This is a genomic window from Rhodococcus sp. IEGM 1354 (assembly GCF_030056855.1).
In the GTDB taxonomy this organism is placed as follows: Bacteria; Actinomycetota; Actinomycetes; order Mycobacteriales; family Mycobacteriaceae; genus Rhodococcoides.
In genome coordinates, this window is record NZ_JASHKT010000007.1 from 1 (window position 1) to 22662 (window position 22662).

At 63.6% G+C, this 22662-nt stretch carries 24 protein-coding genes; 12 read left to right on the forward strand and 12 right to left on the reverse strand.

What is annotated here, in order from left to right:
- Nucleotides 1-140 precede the first annotated feature (140 nt).
- Entirely contained in the window at nt 141-557 is a 417-nt protein-coding gene (locus QM588_RS16385; protein ID WP_027496469.1) for a DUF1707 SHOCT-like domain-containing protein, read from the forward strand.
- Nucleotides 554-1240: a haloacid dehalogenase type II gene (locus QM588_RS16390; protein ID WP_283314859.1), complete on the forward strand. Its 687-nt coding sequence runs from the start codon at nt 554-556 to the stop codon at nt 1238-1240. Before QM588_RS16385 ends, QM588_RS16390 begins: the two co-directional genes overlap by 4 nt.
- Before the next feature lie 10 nt (nt 1241-1250).
- On the opposite strand, the gene QM588_RS16395 is transcribed toward QM588_RS16390, so the two are convergent.
- The 4 genes from QM588_RS16395 to QM588_RS16410 are packed head-to-tail and all read right to left on the reverse strand — an operon-like array spanning nt 1251 to nt 3739.
- Nucleotides 1251-1817 carry an AAA family ATPase gene (locus QM588_RS16395; protein ID WP_283315278.1) on the reverse strand — a complete coding sequence of 189 codons (567 nt, stop codon included), beginning with the start codon at nt 1815-1817 and terminating at the stop codon, nt 1251-1253.
- 18 nt (nt 1818-1835) lie between these two features.
- Nucleotides 1836-2663, reverse strand: coding sequence for a hypothetical protein (locus QM588_RS16400; protein ID WP_283314862.1), 828 nt, complete (start codon nt 2661-2663; stop codon nt 1836-1838).
- A gap of 27 nt (nt 2664-2690) precedes the next feature.
- Nucleotides 2691-3308, reverse strand: a complete 618-nt coding sequence (locus tag QM588_RS16405; protein ID WP_283314864.1) for a class I SAM-dependent DNA methyltransferase — start codon at nt 3306-3308, stop codon at nt 2691-2693.
- Nucleotides 3309-3337: 29 nt separating this feature from the next.
- A complete protein-coding gene (locus QM588_RS16410; protein WP_283314867.1) occupies nt 3338-3739 on the reverse strand; it encodes a VOC family protein in 402 nt (133 codons plus the stop codon).
- Between the two features lie 232 nt (nt 3740-3971).
- On the opposite strand from QM588_RS16410, the gene QM588_RS16415 reads away from it, so the two are divergent.
- A complete protein-coding gene (locus QM588_RS16415; RefSeq protein ID WP_283314868.1) occupies nt 3972-4475 on the forward strand; it encodes an alpha/beta fold hydrolase in 504 nt (167 codons plus the stop codon).
- Here the strand turns inward: QM588_RS16415 and QM588_RS16420 are convergent, their stop codons facing one another.
- On the reverse strand, nt 4476-5009 hold the full coding sequence (locus tag QM588_RS16420) for a nucleotidyltransferase family protein (RefSeq protein WP_283314871.1): 534 nt from the start codon (nt 5007-5009) through the stop codon (nt 4476-4478).
- Between the two features lie 177 nt (nt 5010-5186).
- On the opposite strand from QM588_RS16420, the gene uraD (QM588_RS16425) reads away from it, so the two are divergent.
- The 4 genes from uraD (QM588_RS16425) to pucL are packed head-to-tail and all read left to right on the forward strand — an operon-like array spanning nt 5187 to nt 8856.
- A complete protein-coding gene (gene uraD / locus QM588_RS16425) occupies nt 5187-7091 on the forward strand; it encodes a 2-oxo-4-hydroxy-4-carboxy-5-ureidoimidazoline decarboxylase (RefSeq protein ID WP_283314873.1) in 1905 nt (634 codons plus the stop codon).
- A 10-nt stretch (nt 7092-7101) separates the two neighbouring features.
- Entirely contained in the window at nt 7102-7605 is a 504-nt protein-coding gene (uraD, locus tag QM588_RS16430) for a 2-oxo-4-hydroxy-4-carboxy-5-ureidoimidazoline decarboxylase (protein ID WP_027496461.1), read from the forward strand.
- Nucleotides 7602-7928 carry a hydroxyisourate hydrolase gene (gene uraH / locus QM588_RS16435; RefSeq protein ID WP_283314876.1) on the forward strand — a complete coding sequence of 109 codons (327 nt, stop codon included), beginning with the start codon at nt 7602-7604 and terminating at the stop codon, nt 7926-7928. The genes uraD (QM588_RS16430) and uraH overlap by 4 nt, the downstream gene beginning before the upstream one ends.
- 1 nt (nt 7929) lies before the next feature.
- Nucleotides 7930-8856, forward strand: a complete 927-nt coding sequence (gene pucL, locus QM588_RS16440; RefSeq protein WP_283314880.1) for a factor-independent urate hydroxylase — start codon at nt 7930-7932, stop codon at nt 8854-8856.
- Between the two features lie 10 nt (nt 8857-8866).
- On the opposite strand, the gene QM588_RS16445 is transcribed toward pucL, so the two are convergent.
- The gene (locus tag QM588_RS16445; protein WP_283314882.1) at nt 8867-9502 is read right to left on the reverse strand and encodes a DUF2461 domain-containing protein; all 636 of its coding nucleotides are present in this window, start codon (nt 9500-9502) and stop codon (nt 8867-8869) included.
- Nucleotides 9503-9509: 7 nt separating this feature from the next.
- Nucleotides 9510-11078: a PucR family transcriptional regulator gene (locus QM588_RS16450; protein ID WP_283314884.1), complete on the reverse strand. Its 1569-nt coding sequence runs from the start codon at nt 11076-11078 to the stop codon at nt 9510-9512.
- Between the two features lie 179 nt (nt 11079-11257).
- Here QM588_RS16450 and QM588_RS16455 point away from each other — a divergent pair, with 179 nt between their 5' ends.
- Nucleotides 11258-12070 carry an FAD binding domain-containing protein gene (locus QM588_RS16455; RefSeq protein ID WP_283314885.1) on the forward strand — a complete coding sequence of 271 codons (813 nt, stop codon included), beginning with the start codon at nt 11258-11260 and terminating at the stop codon, nt 12068-12070.
- Complete coding sequence (locus tag QM588_RS16460) at nt 12067-14781, forward strand: molybdopterin-dependent oxidoreductase (RefSeq protein WP_283314886.1); 2715 nt, start codon at nt 12067-12069, stop codon at nt 14779-14781. Before QM588_RS16455 ends, QM588_RS16460 begins: the two co-directional genes overlap by 4 nt.
- Here QM588_RS16460 and QM588_RS16465 read toward each other — a convergent pair.
- The 3 genes from QM588_RS16465 to QM588_RS16475 form a co-directional block, all read right to left on the reverse strand.
- Nucleotides 14753-15190 carry an Lrp/AsnC family transcriptional regulator gene (locus QM588_RS16465; RefSeq protein ID WP_283314889.1) on the reverse strand — a complete coding sequence of 146 codons (438 nt, stop codon included), beginning with the start codon at nt 15188-15190 and terminating at the stop codon, nt 14753-14755. The genes QM588_RS16460 and QM588_RS16465 overlap by 29 nt on opposite strands.
- Nucleotides 15191-15253: 63 nt before the next feature.
- Nucleotides 15254-15964 carry a CPBP family intramembrane glutamic endopeptidase gene (locus QM588_RS16470; RefSeq protein WP_283314891.1) on the reverse strand — a complete coding sequence of 237 codons (711 nt, stop codon included), beginning with the start codon at nt 15962-15964 and terminating at the stop codon, nt 15254-15256.
- On the reverse strand, nt 15964-17148 hold the full coding sequence (locus QM588_RS16475; RefSeq protein WP_283314893.1) for an NAD(P)H-binding protein: 1185 nt from the start codon (nt 17146-17148) through the stop codon (nt 15964-15966). Before QM588_RS16475 ends, QM588_RS16470 begins: the two co-directional genes overlap by 1 nt.
- Nucleotides 17149-17202: 54 nt before the next feature.
- Between QM588_RS16475 and QM588_RS16480 the strand changes: the two genes are divergently transcribed.
- Nucleotides 17203-17808 carry a ribulose 1,5-bisphosphate carboxylase large subunit gene (locus tag QM588_RS16480; RefSeq protein WP_283314895.1) on the forward strand — a complete coding sequence of 202 codons (606 nt, stop codon included), beginning with the start codon at nt 17203-17205 and terminating at the stop codon, nt 17806-17808.
- 3 nt (nt 17809-17811) lie between these two features.
- Here the strand turns inward: QM588_RS16480 and QM588_RS16485 are convergent, their stop codons facing one another.
- A complete protein-coding gene (locus tag QM588_RS16485) occupies nt 17812-18930 on the reverse strand; it encodes an acyl-CoA dehydrogenase family protein (protein ID WP_283314896.1) in 1119 nt (372 codons plus the stop codon).
- 377 nt (nt 18931-19307) lie between these two features.
- Between QM588_RS16485 and QM588_RS16490 the strand changes: the two genes are divergently transcribed.
- Nucleotides 19308-20537: an aminotransferase class I/II-fold pyridoxal phosphate-dependent enzyme gene (locus QM588_RS16490; RefSeq protein ID WP_283314899.1), complete on the forward strand. Its 1230-nt coding sequence runs from the start codon at nt 19308-19310 to the stop codon at nt 20535-20537.
- On the forward strand, nt 20534-22099 hold the full coding sequence (locus QM588_RS16495) for an NAD-dependent epimerase/dehydratase family protein (RefSeq protein WP_283314902.1): 1566 nt from the start codon (nt 20534-20536) through the stop codon (nt 22097-22099). The genes QM588_RS16490 and QM588_RS16495 overlap by 4 nt, the downstream gene beginning before the upstream one ends.
- Here the strand turns inward: QM588_RS16495 and QM588_RS16500 are convergent.
- On the reverse strand, nt 22083-22610 hold the full coding sequence (locus tag QM588_RS16500) for a J-domain-containing protein (protein ID WP_283314903.1): 528 nt from the start codon (nt 22608-22610) through the stop codon (nt 22083-22085). The two genes, QM588_RS16495 and QM588_RS16500, sit on opposite strands and share 17 nt — an antisense overlap.
- Nucleotides 22611-22662: the final 52 nt, after the last annotated feature.

Genomic DNA, 22662 nt, shown 5'->3' on the forward strand with positions numbered 1-22662 from the left:
AGCGTCACCGCAGGCGACGCCATCACCCAAGGCACCGTCCTCACAGAAATCAAGTGACACCGACGTTCGATGCCGAACGGATCGACCCCCGGGCGACGTTCGGCATCGAACGGCGGCGCGGATAGCGCTACCCTGTAGCAATGTCCGAGCTTCCGGAAATACGTATCGGTACCGCTGATCGGGAGAAGGCCCTCGATGTGCTGGGCCAGCACTTCAGCGAGGGCCGCCTGACGGTTCCCGAGTTCGACGAGCGCAGTGCCACAATCGCTTCCGCGACGACGCGTGGACAGCTCGAATCGGTATTCGTCGACCTCCCTGCCGCGTCCGGCACTGCGTCGGTCGCTCGATCCGGCACCGACGCACCGGCCGTGAAGGACCGCGGAATCGATTGGGCTGCAGTGGTGATGCCGATCGTCATCTTCGGATCTCTTGCTCTGTTCTTTCTCACCGATTTCGACCAGAAGTGGCTTTTCTTCCTTCTCATTCCGTTGGCCGGAGCCATCCTGTCTGCGGTAGGACATCCGGCGGACAAGAAGAAAAAGAAGAAGAAGCGTTGAAAGCGCTGCTCTTCGACGTCTTCGGCACCGTCGTCGATTGGCGCACGAGCATTGCCCGCGAGGTCTCCGAGATCTGCGGTCCGGGAGTCGACAGCTATCGGTTTGCCGATCGGTGGCGGAGCCTCTATCAACCGGCCATGGAACAGGTGCGGTCCGGTGGGCGACCATTCACTCGGTTGGACGTACTGCACCTGGAGTCCCTGCGAACGGTGCTCTTCGAGTTCGAGATCGACCTGGATGCGGACGCCACGACCGCACTCAATTTCGCGTGGCATCGACTGGAGCCGTGGCCCGATTCCATTCCCGGGCTCACGCGGCTGCGCGCCGAGTTCGTCGTAGCACCGCTCTCGAACGGCAACATCTCTCTGCTGCTGGATATGGCCAAGAATGCCGGCCTTCCCTGGGACGCCATCCTCGGCGCAGAACCGGTGCAGGCGTACAAGCCCATGCCCGACGCCTACCTGCGTACCGCGGACATCCTCGGGCTCCGTCCCGACGAGTGCATGATGGTTGCCGCCCACAACAGCGACCTCGCCGCCGCAGCCGAGTGCGGCTTCGCCACCGCATTCGTCGCCCGCCCGCTGGAACACGGGCCGACACAGACGTTCGACCTTGCTCCCGAAGCGACGTGGACCTACAGCGTCGACTCGATCGAGTCCCTTGCCGACCGACTCAACTGCTGACAGACGCAGTTCAGATTCTCGCCGCCGGAAACAGTCGATCGGCCAGCCACCTGGCCGCTTCTGCGTGCGATCGGAATCGCACGATCGTCAGGTCCGGTCGGCGCACGTTCAGTCGCCGTACTCGCTCGGCAGTCAGACTATGTGTGTTCCAGGCCCACCGGACGACGTGCTCGCGATCGAGAAATATGCGATGCAGCGGTGGCTCGATGTTGCCGTTCCACAGCACTGTTCGACCGACCCGACGACGGAGCGTGCGGAAGACGATCTGCCGCATCACCGTTCGACGAGGCAGATCGAGCCACAGGCAGAGGTCGGCCCGATCGGCGAGTCGATCCCGCACAACGCTGTACTGCCACTCGGTGACCCAGGCTGGGCGGGTGATGAACTCGTCCACGTCCTGCTCGAAAGTGGCACGGGGCGTCCAGTTCTCACCGTGAAACAGTGCGTCGATCTCGATGTGTTCGATTCCCAGAACCGATCCGATACGAGCCGACAGCGTGGTCTTACCGGAACCCGATGTTCCTGCCACCGCAATTCGCGAGGGGCGACGCGATACCGCGTCGTTCGGTCCGAGAATCACGACTGTTTCCGCCCGCTACGGTTGGGCACAGAGCGCTACGATCGCCTCCGCCATGTGGTTCACGAACTCTCGACGCGCCGCTTCGGGCAGCCGGTCGAGTGAGAGGTACGGGTTCAGGTCTTCGAGCTCGACCAACAGCAGTGCTCCGTCGACGGTGCGGCATGCGTCCACCCGCGTGATTCCGTGGTGGATGTCGTTCCAGTCGACGAAACGTTGCGCGAACTCTTCGTCCTGAGCAGTACTCGAGTACGGCTCCAACTCCCAACGTCGGCCGGGGTCCGGAGCGTACAGGGCGTATTGCACTGCGCGGCCGATGAAGTAGAACGACACTTCGTACACAAAATCGATTCGAGGCTGAATCAATGTGCCCGGCTTGACTTCCGACAGTTCGGCGCGTCCGATCTGACGCATGCCGATCGAGTCGGCACCCCATTTCGGTTTCACCACATAGGAATTTACCTCGGGTAAGCGCGAGACGCCCCGCGGATCGTCGACGGTAGGTATGACCGGAAAGCCATCTGCGAAAAGATCGACCAGGTACTGCTTGCCTCTCTGGTCGCCTTTGCCGGTCAGCTGGGTGAAAACCTTCGTGCCGTTCTCGCGCGCGTGGCGAGCAAACGCGTCGAACGCTTCCTGGTACCCCAACACAGGTCCGGAGTTTCGGACGACGACAGCATCGAAACCATCCATCAGTGCCAGCGCATCGAGCGGGTGACACAGCGCGATGTCGACCCACTCACGAAGCTGCGAAGACAGGAAGATGTCTTCGTCGCAGTAACGTCGGCCCTTCGACAGATACGCCAAGTCGGTGACGAACAGAACGCGTGGACGGGGTGCGCACATCGGGCAAATCCTACCGGTCTCGAGACGTCATGATGTTCGCTTGCGGGCCAACAGAAATGCCTGCGATGTCGACTCGTATCCCATCGGAGCGCGATGCACGCGGACGTCCACCTCGAAGTCCGCCTCGACGAGCATGCCCGCGACCGCGTCCGGGTCGAGTCGGTATGCGTCGTACGAGACCGAGTGTCCGTACGCCTGCTCGAGTCGGACTCGCTCGTTGCCTGCTTGAAATGCCAACAGCAGCAGACCTTCCGGCACCAGCACCCGATGCAATTCGGCGAATATCGTCGACAATTGGTGCGGAGGTGTGTGGATGATCGAGTACCAGGCAACGATCCCCGCCAGGGAGCTGTCCCCCGCGTCCAATGCCTCCATCGATCCGACGCCGAATGGCAGGTGCGGGTGTTCGCGCTGCGCGACCTCGATCATGTTGGGCGACAGGTCTATTCCCGCTACATCGAGACCGAGGCGGTGCAACTGGTCGGCGATCCGGCCGGTTCCGCATCCCACTTCGAGAACGCCGCCGGTCGACACTCGGTCCGCGAATGTCGCCAACAGTCCGTGCTCGAGATGCCGCCCGTCGAGTTCGTCGCGAACCAGGTCGGCGTAGCTCTCGGCAACGGTATCGTAGGCGGTCCTCGTCATCGAAACATACTGCTGTTCGGCCACAACCGTTACGGTACAGACTCGTCCGTTTCGGCCAGGTACGAGCGCGTCAGCATCTCGAAGAAGTGGCCGGTGGGGTCGCGAAAGTACACCCCTCGACCGCCATGATCGGTGTTGATTACCCCGGGCCGAGTCATCCGTGGATCGGCCCAGTGTTCGACGCCCATACCGACGAGTCGTGTGTAGGCGGCGTCGAAGAGGTCGCCGGTGACTCTGAATGCGTAGTGCTGGAATTGAATATCATCCACCGGTGGTTCTGCGAACTGAATCAACGTCCCGTCGGTGAGTTGTACGTTGACGAACGGGCCCCACGAGGGTGCCTCCGGCAGGTCGAACAGTTCGCGGAAGAACGCAGCAGAATCGGAACTGTTCTTCGCAGCAATGATGGTGTGATCGAACGAAACGGACATGCGCTGCCTCCTGGGCAGTACGGCGCCTCCATGCCTGACGCAGTCCGTTATCGACACGCGACGCTGCGCCGGACGGTTCCACGAGGCACTGTGGTGCGTCAACCCTTTGTGCGCGTTTTGCGTACCCAGGGGTACGCAAAACGCGCACGACAGGATGGTGTGTCGACCGGTGAATTCACGGCCGCGATTCGGTCTCCTTCTACGACAGCGTTGTCGAGGAGAGGATCTCAGCATGGTCGGCCGACTTCTGTTCGTTCATGGTGCCGGCGGCTTCGTCGACGACACCGAGCTGGCGCAGGGGTTGGCTGACGCGCTGCGACTCGACCTCGTCATGCCGGAACTGTCCGACAGCGATATGGGTTACGAGGCCTGGGCTGTGCCGGTTCGGAAGCTGCTCGACGACGCAGGACCTGCGGACCGCGTTGTCGCGCATTCTTTCGGAGCCACGATCGTGGTTCGGGTCCTGGCCGAAACGATGCGCGCCCATCCGGAGCGAGCCACGCTGCTGGCCATGCCGGACTGGAGTCCGCAGGGCTGGGACGTGGCGCAGTACACGCTCACCGGCGAACCGCGGACCGACCTGACATTGCTGCACTGCCGAGACGACGAGGTCGTCCCCGTGTCGCATCTGGCGATGAACTCGGCCGCCCTACCGTCCGCGACCGTGATCGCCTATCCCAGCGGTGGTCACCAGTTCGACAACGTGACCGACACGATCATTGCCGACATTCAGTAGCTACCGGTAGTCGTGGTCGATTCCCGTTGCCCACTGCGAACATTCGACGGCGATCACGTCATCCCTGCCCCGCAGGAATTCGCGCGCCCCCGAGTCTCCCGACGCCGATGCCGCGGCCGCCTCGAGGTGACGACGCGCCAGAACGACCGGGTGACCCGGACGGCCGTCGAACACTGCCCTGGCCAGACCCGTCCGCGGTGCGGCGTCGAGAACGGCGCGGACGACCTCCGGTCCGACGTCGGGTGTATCGACCACGTGAACCACCACGTAGTCCGCATCCGATGCGGCCGCCAAGCCGGCGGTGAAGGATGCGCTCATTCCCTGCTCCCAGTGGGGAGCGTGTACTGCAGTCGCGCCATCCGGCACAGTGACGTCGGCCGCGCCCAGCACAACGATCACCTGGTCACAACCACCATCGGTCAGTGCCTGCACAGCCGTGCGAAGCCACAACCCGTCGTGAGCGAGCACTTTGGGCGATCCGTAACGACTGCCCGCACCGGCGGCCAGCACCACTCCCACGGCGAAGTCCGCCACGGTCACTCCCGTCGTCGATGATTCGAGTCTTGGATGATCGCACAACACGCGCCTCGAGCGCGGCGGAAACTTTGTGCTCGCTCGACTGGCGGCAGCGGTCGCAATGACCGATTCTTGGTGCACTTCTCCTGCAGCGTCGCAGGAATCCACCCTGTTGCGTCCGCGAGGTGCCCACCGATGTCCGTCAAGCCCATCACACGCAAGCGCGTCCATCCCGTCGACGAAGTGCTTCCTGTTCCCAAATTGGCCGCGTACGGATTTCAACACGTGGTCGCGTTCTACGCCGGTGCCGTTCTCGTACCGATCATCATCGGCAGTGCAATCGGACTGACCAACGAACAGCTGATCCATCTCATCAACGCAGACCTGTTCACCTGTGGTATCGCGTCGATCATTCAGTCGGTCGGGTTCTGGAAGATCGGTGTCAGACTCCCACTTCTCCAGGGCGTCACGTTTGCCGGTGTGTCGCCGGTGATCGCGATCGCAATGGCCAACGGCGGCGGCACCGAGGGGTTGCTGTACGTCTACGGTGCCGTCATCGTCGCCGGTCTCGTCACGTTCTTCATGGCACCGTACTTCAGTAGGCTGCTGCGCTTCTTCCCACCGGTGGTGACCGGAACCGTCATCACGATCATCGGTGTCGCGTTGCTGCCTGTAGCGGTCAACGATGCGGTGACCAATCCTGCGACACACGAACAGGATCCGACCAACGGTCGATGGATGGCGTACGCGATAGGCACGTTGCTGATCATCGTTCTGATCCAACGGTTCTTCAAGGGCTTCATGGCCACCATCGCTGTCTTGCTCGGTCTGGTCATCGGCAGTGCCGTCGCTTTCGTGTTGGGGGACATGAACTTCGACGGCACCGCGGAGGCATCGTGGGTCGGATTCACCCAACCCTTCTTGTTCGGTGCGCCCAAATTCAGTGTCGTCGCGATCATTTCGATGATCGTCGTCATGCTCATCATCGCGGTCGAAACCACCGGAAGTGTGTATGCGACGGGTGAGATCGTCGGCAAGCGCATCAAGAAGGACGACATCGCTGCCACGCTGCGGGCCGATGGAGTCGCCACCGTCATCGGCGGCACGTTCAACTCGTTCCCATACACGGCATTCTCGGAGAACGTCGGCCTGGTCCGACTGACCGGCGTGCGCAGTCGGTGGGTGGTAGCCAGCGCAGGCGGAATCATGATTCTGCTCGGTCTGCTGCCGAAGACGGCCGCCGTCGTCGCCTCCATCCCGCCACCGGTACTGGGCGGTGCCGCACTCGCACTGTTCGCGACGGTCGCCGTCGTCGGAATTCAGACTCTGTCGAAGGTGGACTTCACCGACCATCGCAACTTGATCATCGTCGCCACCAGTCTCGGGCTGGCGATGCTCGTCACCATTCAACCCACCGTCTCGCAGGGCGTGCCGGACTGGCTCGAAATGCTGTTCGGCAGCGGAATCGTCCTGGGCGCCGTCTCGGCGATCGTCCTCAACGTTCTGTTCTTCCACATCGGAAATCGTGGTCAAGCCGTAGCCGGTGGTCCGGGTGCAGGTATCACCCTCGACCGGGTCAACGAGATGTCGGCCGAGGAATTCGCCGCCACGTTCGGTGGTCTGGTGCAGGGCACCCCGTGGGTCGTCGAGCGCGCATATCAGCAGCGCCCGTTCGCCGACGCCCACGGTCTGCGTGAAGCATTCCAGGAAGCACTGTTGGCCGGTACCACCGAGGAACAGATCGAGCTGATCAACAGCTACCCCGACCTCGGTAGCGAGGATGCGACGGGCACACTCAACGCTGCCGACCACGTCGGATTGTCCAACCTCGAGGAGGACGAACACGAGAATATCGTTCAGCTCGCCGCCGAGTATCGGCGACACTTCGGGTTCCCGTTGGTGATCTGCGCCCGAGAGACCGAGCGCTACGATCGAGTTCTGGCCAACGGATGGTCGCGGGTGGAGAATGCGCCGTCGGCGGAGCGATCTTTCGCGATGATCGAAATCGCCAAGATCGCGAACTATCGGTTCGACGATCTGGTTGCGGACGCCAACCCCATCGCGGCCGCGCGATTCGGCCGGATCAACGACTTCAGATAGCGAGCGAGATGTGCTGCACGAATGGATAGGACTCGACGGGTTCAACAAGCTCTCCGATCGACAGGCGATGCATGCGCTGTTCGAGTGCTGCGCGTCCTCGATCTGGGCCCGTCGAGTTGCCCAGGGTAGACCGTTCGCCAGCCGAGACTCATTGCTGGACAGAGCAGATCGGGTACTTGCCGAATTGCCCGAGGCCGAGATCGATCATGCACTCGACGGCCATCCCCGGATAGGCGGTACAGCGGACAACCCGTCGTCGAAGCGCGAGCAGGCCGCAGTGACCACTGCGGGCACCGAAGTACGCGAGAAGTTGGCGGCGGGAAACCGCGCGTACGAGGACAAGTTCGGGCACGTGTATCTGGTGTGCGCGACCGGCAGGTCGGCCGAGGAGTTGCTCGCTATCCTCGAGGAGAGGCTCGACAACGATGCCGAAACCGAAAGACGGGTGCTCCGCGTGGAACTGGCCAAGATCAACCGGATTCGTCTCGGCCGCGTGTTGGGACCGACGCAGTGACCGGGCTGTCCACGCACGTGCTCGACGCCACGGCGGGCACACCTGCGGTCGGCATGCGCGTGCGGCTGTTCCATTCCGCACAGGGCGAGATATCGACGGCCACCACCGACGGAGACGGCCGCATCGGTGAGGTGATCCCCGGACCTGTCGAACCGGGCGTCTACCGGCTCTCGTTCGACACCGAATCGTATTTCGAGGCGACATCGACACCGAGCTTCTACCCCGAGGTGTCCGTCTCCTTCACCGTCACCGACCCCGACGCTCACTATCACGTGCCGTTGTTGTTGTCCCCCTTCGCATATTCGACCTATCGCGGGAGCTGACATGACCGACCTGACCGGAAAGATCGTTCTGGGAGCCAATCAGTACGGCAAAGCCGAGAACCGGGTGGTGCGGATCTATCGAGATTCTCCGCGGCACGAGATTCACGACATCAACGTATCGAGCGCGCTGCGTGGCGATTTCTCTGCCGCACACCTGGCCGGCGATCAGTCCGCCGTTCTGCCCACCGACACCCAGAAGCAGACCGCGTACGCGTATGCCAAGACCAAGGGTCTGCTCCACCTGGAGAGCTACGGGCTAGACCTCGCCCGTCACTACGTCGACGACGTCGAGCCCGTCGACGGTGCCCGTATCGAACTCGAGGAGTACGCCTGGGCACGTGCGGTCGTCGACGGCGTCGAGCACGACCACACGTGGACCCGCAAGGGCGAGGAAATTCGTACCTCGGCCGTCACGGTCGAGGGCAAGGGCGAGGGCGAGGAGCAGCGAACCTGGGTCGTCAGCGGTTTCAAGGAGATGGTGATTCTCAAGTCGACGGGTTCGGAGTTCCACGGCTTCCTCGAGGACGACCTGACGATTCTCGAGCCCACGACCGACCGAGTGATGGCGACGTCGCTGACAGCGCAGTGGCGCTACACCACAACCGATGTCGAGTGGGATGCGGTGTACGCGGGCGTCAAGGCCGCGATGATCGAGCGATTTGCCAACCTGCAGTCGCTCGCCCTTCAGCAGACCCTGTACGCCATGGGCGAGGCGGTACTGGAGAAGTATCCGTTCATTGCCGAGATCTCGATGTCGGCCCCCAACAAGCACCACTTCGTCTACGACCTGGGCAAGTTCGGTATCGAGAACAACCTGGAGGTGTTCAACGCCGACGATCGGCCCTACGGTCTGATTCAGGCAACGGTCGAACGAGAGGACGCGCCGGACGCCGGAAGTGCTTGGCGCACATACTCCGTCGTCGGGTAACGCATCGCGCTCACGTGTGCAGTGCCGCAGACCATTCCACCAGCGGGCTCAGAGCACGCCAGGCGTCGCGCACCTTCGTTGCTGCCTTGGGGCTTTCGAGCCACGCGGGTGAGCCGAAATGTCTGCCGGCAGTCAACGTCTTGTGCCGCAGCAGATCGATGCGCGGATGGTCGGCCTCGTAGCCCCGCGGCTTGGTCTTGAGCGTGTCGCCGCCGATCTCGAACCCGGATTTCGTCAGAGTGGCCAGTAGCGTCTCGAGTTCGGCTCCGCGTACGTCGTCGTCGACGGTCTTGCGGAAGCGCGCGATCGAATCCGGGGAGCTGTTGTAGAAGCCGCCTGCGACGAACAATCCGGCGGGATCGATCTGGACATAGTAACCGAGACTGTCTCCCCGTGCGACGAACCCGCCCTGGTGACTCTTGTACGGGGTCTTGTCTTTCGAGAATCGAACGTCCCGGTACGGCCGAAAGAGTTTGGCGGTCCCGAATTCGGGTTCCAGATAGGCCAGTAGCGCGGTCATCGGTGCCTTGACGGCGCTGTCGTAGACGTTCTTGTGTTCGTTCCACCAGAGTTTGCTGTTGTCGGCTTCGAGGTCTTCGTAGAAGTCCAGGGCAGTGAAGGGGATTCCGGTGAAGCCTGCAGTCATTTCCCCATTATGCAGCGCCGTGGGCCGACGCCCGAGGCATGGATTGCAGGGCGAGGTAGACATCCAGTCTGTCCGCGGTGGAGCCAAGATCTCGCCCCAGCAGTTCCTCCACGCGTTTGATGCGATATCGGACGGTGTTGAGATGGACGTGCATCGACTCCGCGGTGCGATGCCAGGACCCCCCGTTGGCCAGAAACTCCCGCAGCGTGTCGGTCAGGTCGGCGTCGGTGCGTCGGTCGTGGTCGAGCAGCGGCGCGAGGACATGCTGGACGAACGATCTTCGTACGTCGTCGGGAAGCGCCGACATCATCGATACCGCCGAGGTCGGCTTGGTGCCTGCGGTGACCGTCACCGCCGCGGGTCCCTGTCTGCTGAGTTCGAGAGCGTGTCGAGCCGACCTCAGTGCGCCGTCGATGGTCAGCCCGGTGGCCACGGCGCTGACGCCCACATGTATTCGGCTGGGTCCGATCCCAGAGCGCAACCGGGACAGCCGAATGCGGATGGTCTGCGCGAACAGTGTGTCGTCGGTATTGACGACTGCGACGATGTCGCCGTGCGCACTGCATCCGACACAACCACCGCCGAAGGAGGTCAGGGTGTCACCGACAACGGATCGGAGCATCTGTCGCAGGTCGACGCGACCGCTGTGGGCAACTCTGACGACGACGAGCGGCCTGTCGGGGTCGACTCCTGCCTGGCGCAGCCTGGTCAGTGCCTCGAATCCGGTGCTGTCGTGTTCGATCAACGCCACAGCCTGATCTGCGATCTCGCGCCGTACCAGCCGTCCTTCTTCACGCCGGGCACGATCGAGCGCGGCGATGGCTGCGAGTTGCCCGAACGCCTCGGAGACGTCGGGCGAGAACGAATCCATGTCTCCGACCACAGCCAGGAACCATCGCGTGGTGCGCTGTGTGAGCGATGGCCCGACGCCGAAGACACTGTAGGTCGAGCCATCAGCGAGAACGGTTGTCGTAGGAAGCGTTTCGGACGAGAGTGCCGCGTGCGTCAAGGTGTCGACATCGGCGTCGGACAAAGCGGATGCCTCGGTGACCAATCGACGCCCGGTCGCCGTGAAGATCAGACATGCCATCCCGGTTTCCCTGGAGATGTGCAGGGCCAGTTCGTCGAGGGCTCTGCCGTCGGCGACCGCGGTGAGCAGCTGGCGTTGGCGCACGAGCGAATTGTTCAGCGATGCAATTCGATCACCGGTGACCCGGCCGACGAGAAATTCGGTGACCTCACCGAACGACACGGTGTCGGGAACAGAGAGGAGCGGCAGACCGTGTCGCTCGCATGCGTCGACGAGATCGAGCGGAATGTGTCCGAGCAACCCCTCCCCCGCGGCCAATGCCGTTGCACCGGATTCGGCCACCGATCGAACGAACACGTCGCTGTCGTCGGGCGTGCGCCGCCATACGAGTCCGGTGATCACCAACTCGCCGCCCGCGATGTATCGGGACGGGTCGGGTAGGTCGGTGGTGAACGTCCACCGCAGGGTGCGTTCGAGGGCGTTGCGATCGGAGGTGAGCAATCGGATGCCCAGGTGCGCGGCGTCGAGCAGGTCTCCGACGAACATCGCTGAACCTCCCGCCTCGTGTGTTCGGCCGTGCCGGAGGCAAAGATAAGCGCGGGTTGTTTCCGCCGAGTTTCGGGCGTATCGCGTGAGCACCGCGATCGGTAACAGAAAGTCACTACAGTTCGAGAAGGCGCACCGGGCGGTGAATCCGGGCCGGCGAGAATGAGGTGAACGAAGCCATGGATCTCGGCACTGTCGATCGTGTATTGCTTCCCCGCTCGCGTGCAGATCTGCCGCCGGGCAGCGCGAACGCCGCGGTAGTTGCGGGCGGCACGTGGCTGTTCTCGGAGAGACAGGACCACTTGACCACCCTGATCGACATCACGGCCCTGGCATGGGAGCCGTTGATCGTCGACGAGATCGGACTCAGGATCGCAGCGACGTGCACGATCGAGACTCTGGCTCGTTTCGAGTCCGCCCTCCCCGCAACCACCCTGTTCCCTCGGTGTGCAGCCGCCCTGCTGGCCTCGTTCAAGATCTGGAAGACGGCCACTGTCGGAGGAAACATAGCGCTCGCCCTGCCTGCCGGAGCCATGATCTCGTTGACTGCCGCCCTCGACGGCGTCGCAGAGGTGTGGTCTGCACACGGCCCCGAGCACGACTACCGTCTGCCGATCGACCAGCTGGTCGTCGGCCCGCAGACCACAGTGCTCCGGCCCGGGGATGTGCTGCGCAGCATCGACGTTCCGCGGCACGCACTGGAATCGAGAACGGCGATGCGCACGCTGTCGCTCTCACCTCTCGGCCGATCGGCGGCGGTGGTGATCGGCCGCGTCGACCACGACGGCGAATTCGTGGTGACCGTCACCGCGTCGACCGTTCGTCCGTTCGTGCTTCGGTTTCCGGCCGTGCCGACGGCTCAGGAGCTCGACGACGCGCTCGCCGACTCGATCGGTCCGCAGCACTGGTACGACGATCCCCATGGTGCGCCGGATTGGCGTCGACACATCAGTTGCGCTGCGGCGCAGTCCATTCGTGAGGAGCTGTCATGATCGTCGACATCAACGGCGTACCGACCGAGGTCGCCGCGCGACCGGGTCAATGTCTGCGCACCCTGCTCCGCGAACACGACCGTTTCGAGGTCAAGAAGGGCTGCGACGCCGGTGACTGCGGCGCATGCACGGTCCTCGTCGACGGAGAACCGGTGCACTCGTGCATATTTCCCGCCTACCGCGCGGCCGACAGGTCCGTCACCACCGTGGCCGGGCTCGGCACCCCGGAGGATCTGCACCCGATGCAGCGCCGGTTCGTCGAGGCCGCTGGATTCCAATGCGGTTTCTGTACAGCCGGGATGGTCGTGACCGCGTCGACCCTGACCGCGGAGGATCGGGACGAGCTGCCGGCACGATTGAAGGGAAACCTGTGTCGCTGCACCGGGTATCGCGCCATTTCCGATGCCGTGTGTGGGGTGGTGAACACCGAGAAGGTTGCCGACGGTTCGGCATGCGGGCGTTCGCTCGAGGCCCCGGCAAGCACACGGATAGTCACCGGAACCGAGCCGTACACGCTCGATCACTCCCCGCCCGGGCTGCTGCACGCCGGCGTTCTCGGCAGTCCGCATGCCCACGCCCGGATCGTCTCCATCGATACCACGGCCGCGGAGCAGGTGCCGGGAGTGCAGTTGGTGCTCACCGCGAAAGACAGCCCTGCGGTGGCATTTTCGACAGCCAGACACGACAGCCGCGTAGACGACCCCGACGACACCCGGGTACTCGACACCGTCGTCCGGTTCATCGGACAACGTGTGGCGATCGTGGTCGCGGAGTCGATCGCCGCCGCACAGGAGGGCTGCCGCGCCCTGATCGTCGAGTACGAGGTGCTACCTGCCGTGTTCGACCCCGAGTCGGCACTCGGCCCGGATGCACCGAAGATCCACGGCGACAAGGACGCATCGGCTCGGATCGCCGACCCGTCCCGAAACCTGGTGGCCGAACTGCACGGCAGCACCGGTGACGTCGACGCCGCGGTACGCGGTGCAGCAGCCGTGGTCACCGGGCGATGGACGACGCAACGAATTCAGCACGTGCACTTGGAGACTCACGGCACCATCGGCTGGCTGGACGCGGACGGCCGACTTCATCTGCGCACCAGTACGCAGGTTCCCTACCTGGTGCGCGACGAAATCTGCGAGATCTTCGGCCTCCCCCGGGATCGTGTCCGCGTGTTCACCGCACGGGTGGGTGGCGGGTTCGGCGGCAAACAGGAACTACTGACCGAGGACGTCGTCGCCCTGGCCGTTCTGCGGACCGGTAAGCCGGTGCAGTTCGAGTTCACCCGCACGGACGAGTTCACGGTCGCACCGTGCCGACACCCGTTTCGCGTCGACGTCACCGCCGCCGCGAGCGCCGACGGCGTGTTGACCGCCCTGTCGATCGACGTGCTGACCGATGCCGGGGCGTACGGCAATCACAGTGCCGGAGTGATGTTTCACGGGTGCGGCGAATCGGTGGCGATCTACCGGTGCGCCAACAAGAAGGTCGACGCGAAGACCGTGTACACCAACAACATTCCATCCGGCGCCTTCCGCGGCTACGGACTGGGGCAGGTCATGTTCGCGATCGAATCGGCCATCGACGATCTGGCCCGAGAGCTCGACATCGACCCGTTCGAGTTCCGCCGCCGCAACGTCATCGTTCCCGGCGACGAGATCGTCGCCGCGCACCTCGAAGGCGACGACCTGCAGTTCGGCAGCTACGGTCTCGATCAGTGCATCGACCTCGCCGAGAGGGCCATCAGGCAAGGCAACGGCGAGCCTGCACCGTCCGGCTGGAAGATCGGTGAGGGAATGGCGGTGGCCATGATCGCCACCATTCCGCCCCGCGGCCACCGCGCCGAGGCCACCGCATCGCTGCTGCCCGAGGGCGGCTACGAGATACGCGTCGGAACAGCGGAGTTCGGAAACGGGACCACCACCGTCCACACCCAGATCGCGGCCAGCGAGCTGTGCACGTCGGTCGACCGTATCCGCGTCGTGCAGTCCGATACCGAGTCGGTCACCTACGACACCGGTGCGTTCGGCTCGGCGGGAACCGTGGTGGCAGGCAAGGCGCTCTACGCGGCGGTGCGCGGGTTGTCGGCCCGCATCGTCGAGGTCGCCGCCACCGCGTCCGGGCGCCGCCCTTGGGACTGCACGTTGGGGCCCGAGGGGGTGCGGTGCGGAGACCGCTTCGTACCGTTTACCGACGTACTGGCATCGGCGGGCGGCACATTGACGGCGAGCGGCAACAGCGGCGGACTCCCTCGATCACTGGCGTTCAACGTGCAGGCATTTCGGGTGGCGGTCGACGAAGCCACCGGTGCGGTCGAGATCCTTCAGTCGGTGCAGAGCGCCGACGCAGGCACCGTGATGAACCCGCAGCAGTGCCGGGGTCAGGTCGAAGGCGGTGTCGCACAGGCCATCGGCAGCGCACTGTACGAGGAGATGCGTTCCGACGGTTCGGGGCGGATCACCACCGACTCCATTCGTAGCTACCACGTTCCCCAGTTCGCCGACATTCCACGAACGCAGGTGCTGTTCGCGGACACCTACGACCGATTGGGCCCGTTCGGCGCGAAGTCGATGAGCGAGTCACCGTACAACCCCGTCGCCCCCGCACTGGCCAACGCGATCCGTGATGCAGTGGGAGTGCGCTTGCACCACTTGCCCATGTCCTCGGACCGCGTCTGGCGAGCGGTCAACGATCGTAGAACGTCTGCAGAATGATCGTGCTGCGCGTCTGCACATGCGCCGTGGCGCGAATTTCCTGGAGCAGATGTTCGAGCGCACGCGGCGACTCGACGCGCACCATCAGCACGTAGCTCTCCTCGCCGGCAACCGAGTGACACGACTCGATGGCGGACAGGTGCTTCAGTCGAGCGGGGGCGTCGTCCGGCCGGGCCGGATCGATCGGAGTGATCGCGACGAACGCCGACAGCGGACGCCCCAGAGCCTCGGGATCGACCTGCGCCGTGTAACCGCGGATGACTCGTCGCGATTCCAGGCGTCGAACGCGCGACTGCACAGCCGACACGGACAGAGACGCCTTCTCTGCCAGCGTCGCCAAGGTCGCGCGGCCGTCCGAGATCAATTCGTCGACGATCAGGCGGTCGACGCGATCGAGATTTTCACTCACGTGCGCAATCTAGCTCAGATCCCCGCCGAGGCCCTGTGCCCGCACGAGACAATGGCCGTCTGCTCACACGAACAGCGGGGGCAGTGCCAGAACCATGACCGCCGACCAGCTGACATGCGTCAGGATCGGAGCCAGAATTCCGCCCGACGCGCGACGTTGCAGTCCCATCACGTAACCGAGCAGCACGGCGGCGAAGCCGAGCATCGGGTTGCCGGACGCGAGAGTGGCGATGGTGTAGACGACCGTCGAGATGATCACCGGATGCTTGACTCCGATCGCGGAGTACAGAGCTCCACGGAAGAAGATCTCCTCGGCGACACCGTTGAGCAACGCGATGAACACGATCAGTACCAGCGACCCCACTCGGGCGTGTGCGAGTACGTTCTCGGTGAAATCGGCGAGCGGCGGAATTTGGCGGACGACGAGGCCGCCGAGCATGAACACGCCACCGACGGCGAGACCGATGAGGATGGGGGTGACGATCGGCCGCCTGATGGACCCGCCCACCTTGATCCGTCCGAGGTGCAAGGGCCCCGACAGACATCCACCGACTATCCAGACGGCGGCCAACACCAGCGTCAGTGCGTAGAACGACGGGTCGCCCGGTTCCACCTTGAGCGAGAAGTACAACACCGTCGCACCGATCACCAGCGTGATCAGCACGATGATGCGCCGTTTCTTGAACGCCGCGTCGGACTCTCTGTGGTCGCGCTCGACAGGATCGACCAGAGCGGACTTCATCACGTTCAGCGCGGTCGTCGACCACGTTGCCATCAGGCCTCCTCGGTATCGGTCAGTCGGCGCACGACCGACTTCGCACGTCGGTTCACACTCGCAGCCACATCCAGGTTGGTACGCACGGCTGCAGCCACGGGCTTCGACGCCAGCAGTCGGCGGCCGCCGAGAGCCTCGACCAGACCCCAGGTGCGGTCGGAGGACGCTGCCACGCCGTGCCGCCGAACGCCGAGCGCGTCTCCGCCGCTCCAAGCTGCATCGGTGTTCGCCAGTCGCAGCGGGTCCTTCAGTGCACAGACCCCGGGCGGCTCGCCCACGGTTCCTCGCACACTACGTGCCATGGCGTCTGCGATGGTGGTCAGACCACGGGGCGGATCGGGGACGAGATCCCGAATCCGGCTCTCCGACGTGGTCATCGTGTTGTGCAGTGAACCGACCAGATCCTCGGCGAGCCCGGCGGGCACAGGAATAATTTTTCCAATCACCTTGCCGGCCAGGGACGTCGGCACGAGTGGCACCGGTATCCCGATGCGCTGCAGCCCGGCGGCTTCGACGTAGGCGAACACCAGATCTCGGTACGGCACCACGTCCGGGCCGCCGATGTCGTAGGAACCTGCTGGAACGGTGTCGGTGTCGGCCGACGCCACCAGGTAGTGCAGGACGTCGTCGACTGCTATCGGTTGGACGGGTTCGGTGAGCCAACTCGGCAGCGGCAGCACCGGCAGGCGATCCGCCAGGTAGCGCAGCATCTCGTACGAGGTGGAGCCGGCACCCATGACGATCGCCGCTCGCAACCACACCAGGTCGACACCGTCCACCGTCAAGGCCTCACCGACGTCCGCGCGACTGGCCAGATGCTCCGAAAGGTGAGCATCGTCGGGGACGAAACCGCCCAGGTACACGATGCGCCGCACTCCCGCTCGCGCCGCAGCCGCGGCGAACTGCTCGGCGGACGTCCGATCCTGGGCTCGGTAGTCGGCTTCGCCGATCGCGTGCACCAGGTAGTAGGCGACATCGATGTCGCCTGCTTCGGCGAAGGCAGCAGCGCACGACTGTGCGTTCGTGACGTCGAGCGACACCGCGGTCACGGAATCGAAGAAATCGAACGAGCGCAGATTCTTCGGAGTTCGAGACCCGACGACGACGTCCGTGTCGTCTGCCAACAGGGCCGCCACCAGCCGAGATCCGATGTATCCGCTGGCACCGGTGACGAGGACTGTCATGCGTCGAGGCTAACGGCAGTCGGGGCGTTGCGTCGGTGTGGCATTGTCGCTCCTATGGCTCTCGTGTTGGCAGGTGTGGTCCTCCCCGACCCTCTCGGTACCGAAACGGTGCTTCGACGAGGAGCCGCAGTGGCGCGGGCCGGTGCGAGCTGGATGTTCACCACGGCCGAATTCGCGCTTACCCTCCCCGGCAGAATCGAAGCACTGTTGACCCGTATAGAGACATTGATGACACGAATCGACAATGTCATCGACTCGGCCGATGCGGTGGTTGCCCACGTACAACGGACGACCGGTGCCGCGGACATCGTGGTCGCGTCGGCATCGGCCGCCTCGCATACGGCGCTGGAACTGATCGAGTTGTTCGATCCCATCGCCAAGAAGTCCGAGCCCATGGCTCGGCGGTTCGTCGACAACCTGTCCGACGACGAGGTCGACGCAGCGATCGCCATGGTCGATCAGCTTCCCGGACTTCTCGACCACATGGAAGCGTTACTTCCCATCCTCGCGACCCTCGATACGGTCTCCCCCGAGATCCACGAACTTCTCGGAGTGACGAAGGACGTCAGGCGCGCCGTGATCGGCATCCCCGGGTTCAAGTTCTTCCGCAACCGAGGCGAGGACAAGTTGAACGACGAGCTGGAAGACGAACAGCGGTAGTCGCTACTTGACGAAGGCGAAATCTTCACCTGCATGGAAACGGGCCAGGGTCTCCGAAATGGACCGCCGTGATGGCGGGTGAAATGCGAAGGCGTGCAAAGCCGATGCAACATAGGCTATTTCGGGTGATTTGATGAAGCCGATCCCGCCCAGCGATTCGATGGCAGCCGAGCTGCTGCGCACCAGTGCGTCACGAATCGCGATGCGGTCGAACAACAACTTCACCGAGATATCCTGTCCGCGTTCACCTTCGTCGAAGGCGCGGGCCACGTTCTCGATTGCCGCCATGGACACCTCGAGTTCGGCCGCCGCCCGAACGTAGCCCTCGTAGTCGCCTTTGTCCTGCTCGATCATCCGCTCGAGCAGAGAGGTCGCTGCGCCGATGTAGTTGGCGGAGATCAGCATCCCGAACCAGAGGTAACCGGTCATCTCGTGCACGCCATCGGGATCGTCGTCCTTGTTGGGTAGGACGAGGCTTGCCGGCACTTCGACGTCTTCGAGCGACACTTCTTCGCTTTGCGCGCCGGCCAGAATGTCGGTGGTCCAGAACGGCTTCACACTCATACCCGGAAGGCCGGCCGGAATCAGCGCGACGGCGCGGTCGCCGGAGTCGATCTCGACGCTGCAGGTCAACAAGTCCATCGAACGTGCCAGACTGCATGGCTTCTTGCTTCCGTTGACGATGTAGTTGTCGCCCTTCTTCACGGCTGTCATCGTCGGAATGAACACGCTCCCACCGGTGACGCCCTCGGAGAACCCGGAAGCGACGATCGCCTTCTGGTCGACCAACCCCTTGATCAATGCTCGGTCGTCCTCGGTGGCATCGCGAGCGAATTCGGTCAGCGAAGCGAGTGAGAGATGGTGCATCGTGGTTCCCGCGCCGAGAGAGGGCGAGCGAGACCCGATGGCCCTCTGAGCCCGGACCGCGTCGATAGCCGGTGCGCCGAGACCGCCCAGTTCACCCGGGACCACCAAACCGGTACCGCCGAATTCCCGGAACTTGTCGATCGCGTCCGAATCGCGAGACTCCAATCGGTCCAGCGGGGTTGTGTCCAAATAGTCCAGTAAACCCGGCATGTACTTCTCGAGCGTTTCTCTTTCGCGCACCATTAATCCAGTCACAGTTCATCTCCTTGTGTCACTAATCGATTGTGTGCCACTGATTGATTGCAGCGCCGACCTATTTGTACCATCGGTTGACCGGGACAAATGAGTCGACTATCAGTGTGGACAGCGGTAGAGCAGGTGAATTCGCACTGGCCTCCGACAATACCCTCCCACCTGCGCCGATAAACTAAAGTTCTCGTAAAGTTTCCCACTCGAAAGATACCGGAGTTATTTTTCGGAGCTGATTTACAAACCGATTTCCGTTGCGAGAGCATATTTTGAAACGACGAATATTCTTCTGCTGAATACCAATCGCCCGTGCGGCCCGCTCCGAATCAATTCATGAATTCGCGACAATCCACAATCGACTCTGTAAGGAGTTCTGGTACACGATGGTTGTCAACAGATTGATGAAAAGACTCGGCGGAGACGAGCGCGTGGACTTGTTGCGCGCTGTTCGAGACGCCGATGTGGTTCCCTACTTTCGAAAGATGGAATCGGCTGTCGCGCCGGTCGTTCGTGTCGAGGGCCGAGACAAGATCATGCTCGGATCCAACAACTACCTGGGCATCGCCGACCATCCGAAGGTTGTCGAGGGTGCCCAGCACGCGCTCGATACGTTCGGCAGCGCCGTCACCGGAAGTCGTTTGCTCAACGGCACTCTGGACCTCCACCTCGAACTCGAACACGAGATCGCCCAGTGGCACGGAACCGATGACGCACTCGTCTTCACCACGGGTTATCAAACGAACCTCGGAACGATCAGTGCGATCGTCGGCCCCGGTGACACCGTGATCGTCGACTCTGCCGCACACGCATCCATCCGCGACGGCAGCGCCCTGTCGGGCGCGACGGTGGTCAAGTTCAAGCACAACGACATGGTCGACCTGGAGGCCAAACTTCAGCAGCCCGTCGTCGACGACGGAGCCGTGCTGGTCATCGTCGACGGTCTGTACTCCATGGAAGGCGACTTGGCACCGCTCGACGCGGTCTCCGAGCTGTGTATCCGCTATCACGCAGCGCTGATGGTCGACGAAGCCCACAGTCTCGGTATCTACGGGCCCGAACTCACCGGAGCGGCAGAGCTGTTCGGCATCACCAAGGACGTCGACGTCACGATGGCGTCACTGTCGAAGAGCCCCAGCTCCACCGGCGGATTCGTGACCGGATCGCGTGACTTGATCGACACTCTCCGGGTCAAGGCCCGCGCCTTCCTGTTCACTACCTCGGGTGTGCCAGCTGCAGTAGGTGGCGCATTGGCGTCGGTCCGCCTGATCCGTAGCGACGAGGGTAAGGATCGGGCTCGGCGCGTACTCGACAACGCCGAGATCCTGCGCGGCGGACTGCAATCGGCCGGCCTCGACGTGGCGGGCCGCTCGTCGACACCCCACGGAGATACGGCCGCGCCCATCGTCTCCCTGCACATCGGCGACGACCTCGTAGCGATGAGTCTGTGGAAGAACCTCTACGACCGTGGCATCTTCACCAGCGCCGCCTTGCATCCCGCGGTGCCGAAGTCCGGTGCGTTACTTCGCTTGTGTGTGATGGCAACCCACACCGAACAGCAGCTGTCGACCGCCACGGAACAGATCATCGAGGCCGTAGCGGAGCTGCCCTCATGAGTGAGCGACACCGCGGCTTGCGTATCGCGGTCACCGGAGCCACCAGCGACTTCGCGGCCGCGATACTCCCGAGGCTGTTCGAGGATCCCGAGGTGGACGCGGTCGTCGGGATAGCCCGTCGCCCAGCCCGAATCACGCACCCGAAGTTCACGTCGATCCGTTCGGACATTCGCTCTCCCGACCTCGAGGAGACGTTCGCCGATTGCGACGTCGTGCTGCACTTGGCATTCGTGGTCGAGGAGCTCAAAGACAAGACCGAGACCCACGACATCAACCTTCGCGGGTCACGCAACGTCATCGATTCCGCATATCGAGCGGGGGTGTCACGCGTGGTGGTCGCCTCGAGTATCAACGCATACGGTGCCGACATCGCTCCGGAGCCGCTCACCGAGAACAGTTATCCTGCAGGCGATCCCAATCGCTATTACTTCTACGACAAGGCCGAGGTAGAACACTACGCGGAGTGGTGGCTCCGTAGGCACCCCGGCGAGATGACCATCTCCATGTTGCGGTGCACATACATAGTCGGACCCGACTTCGCCAACGACGGGATCGACCAGTTCACCGGCCCGGTCGGCGCGTTTCCCGAAGCAGATCGCGCGTCGTATCAATTCTTGTTCCAGGACGACATGGCGGACGCCTTCCACCGCGCAGCCAAGACCGACCTCGTCGGTCCGTACAACCTGGGACCGGTCGATTGGGTGGGCGTTCGCGAACTCGCCGCGATGCAGGGGCAGCTGATGTTCGACGTGCCACAGAAGGCGGCGACGCGCATCGCGAACATCGCCTTCGCCCTCGGCATCACGCCGTTCTCCGGGCAGTGGGTCACGCCCGGAGAGCCCATTGTCGATTCGACCGCGCTCGGCGCCGCCACCGGATGGGCACCCACCCTCACCTCTCACGAGGCTGCCGCTTCGATGATTCTGCTGCAGGGCAAGTCTCTGCTGCGCAGCGCGGATGCCCTCGAGCGAGACCTCGCCTGCGAGGCTGCGTTGCGGCCGGCCTCCGACGCGATCGCGCTCGCCCGCGCAGACGTCGCCGGCCTCGATATCGAGCACCGGCAACTCGACATCGCCGGCGGGCGAGTGCACATCGAAGTACACCGATCGGCTACGGCCACCGAACAATCGGTGGTGCTGGTTGCCGATACCGGTCTGCATGCCCGCTACCTGACACCACTGGCCGCCGAGATCGCACGGGCAGGCGTCGACGTGGTGGTACTGGACCTCCCCGGCCACGGCCTGAGCACCGGACTGCGCGGTCGATCATCGGCCACTCAGACCGTCGACTCCGTCGACGCCGCTCTGCGCTTCGTCCGCACGCACCTCGACACCGCCCCGGTTGCGCTGCGCAGCGGAGTCAGGCACGCGACCGACACCCTGGTCGGAGGCCTGCGCCGGCGCGCAACCGGGTGGACGACGCTGGAGGAGCCGAAGTGCCCCGACGGGCTTCTACCTTCTCGAGTTCGCGTGGACGGCACAGCTGCGCTGCCGTTCGTGTCCACTGCGGCGGACGCTCTGACCTATTGCGCGAGAACGATCGGGCTCAGTGCCACCAGCTGAACCTGCCGCGAACGCGCGTGAACCACGAAGCGCCTTTGGGGTTCCCCGCCGAGGGCCCGACCGACGTCGCAGCCGACTCGGCGTCGTGTCTTCTTTCCAGTCGGTCTACTTCGGCTCGATTGGTGCGCCATCGCGACACCCACGTCTCGACATCTACGGGGCCGAGCGGAACGATCGGCGGGGTAGGAAACCGAATCCAATCGACGATGCGAGTATTGAGCTCGTCCAACACGTCTCGTACGGAATCTTCCCGCCGAAGACCGATCAACGTCGACGGCAGCCGCTCGATCTCTTTGCGCAGAGCCAACGCCGTGGGCAACAGAGCATCGACGGGTAGGTTCTCTCGCCTCAGATAGCCGCGAACCCACCACAGTTCGTCGTCGGGATCGCCCATCGGGATGGGTTTACCGGTGCCATCGAGTCCCTCGAAGGCACCTTTGTCCTGCGCCTCGCGAATCTGTTTGTCGACCCAGGACTCGAACGTGACTCCTGGCTTCTTGCGTTCGGTCACTCCTTCGACTGTAGAACCGGCCCCGGGTGTTCGCCAGGTCCACCCATGAGCA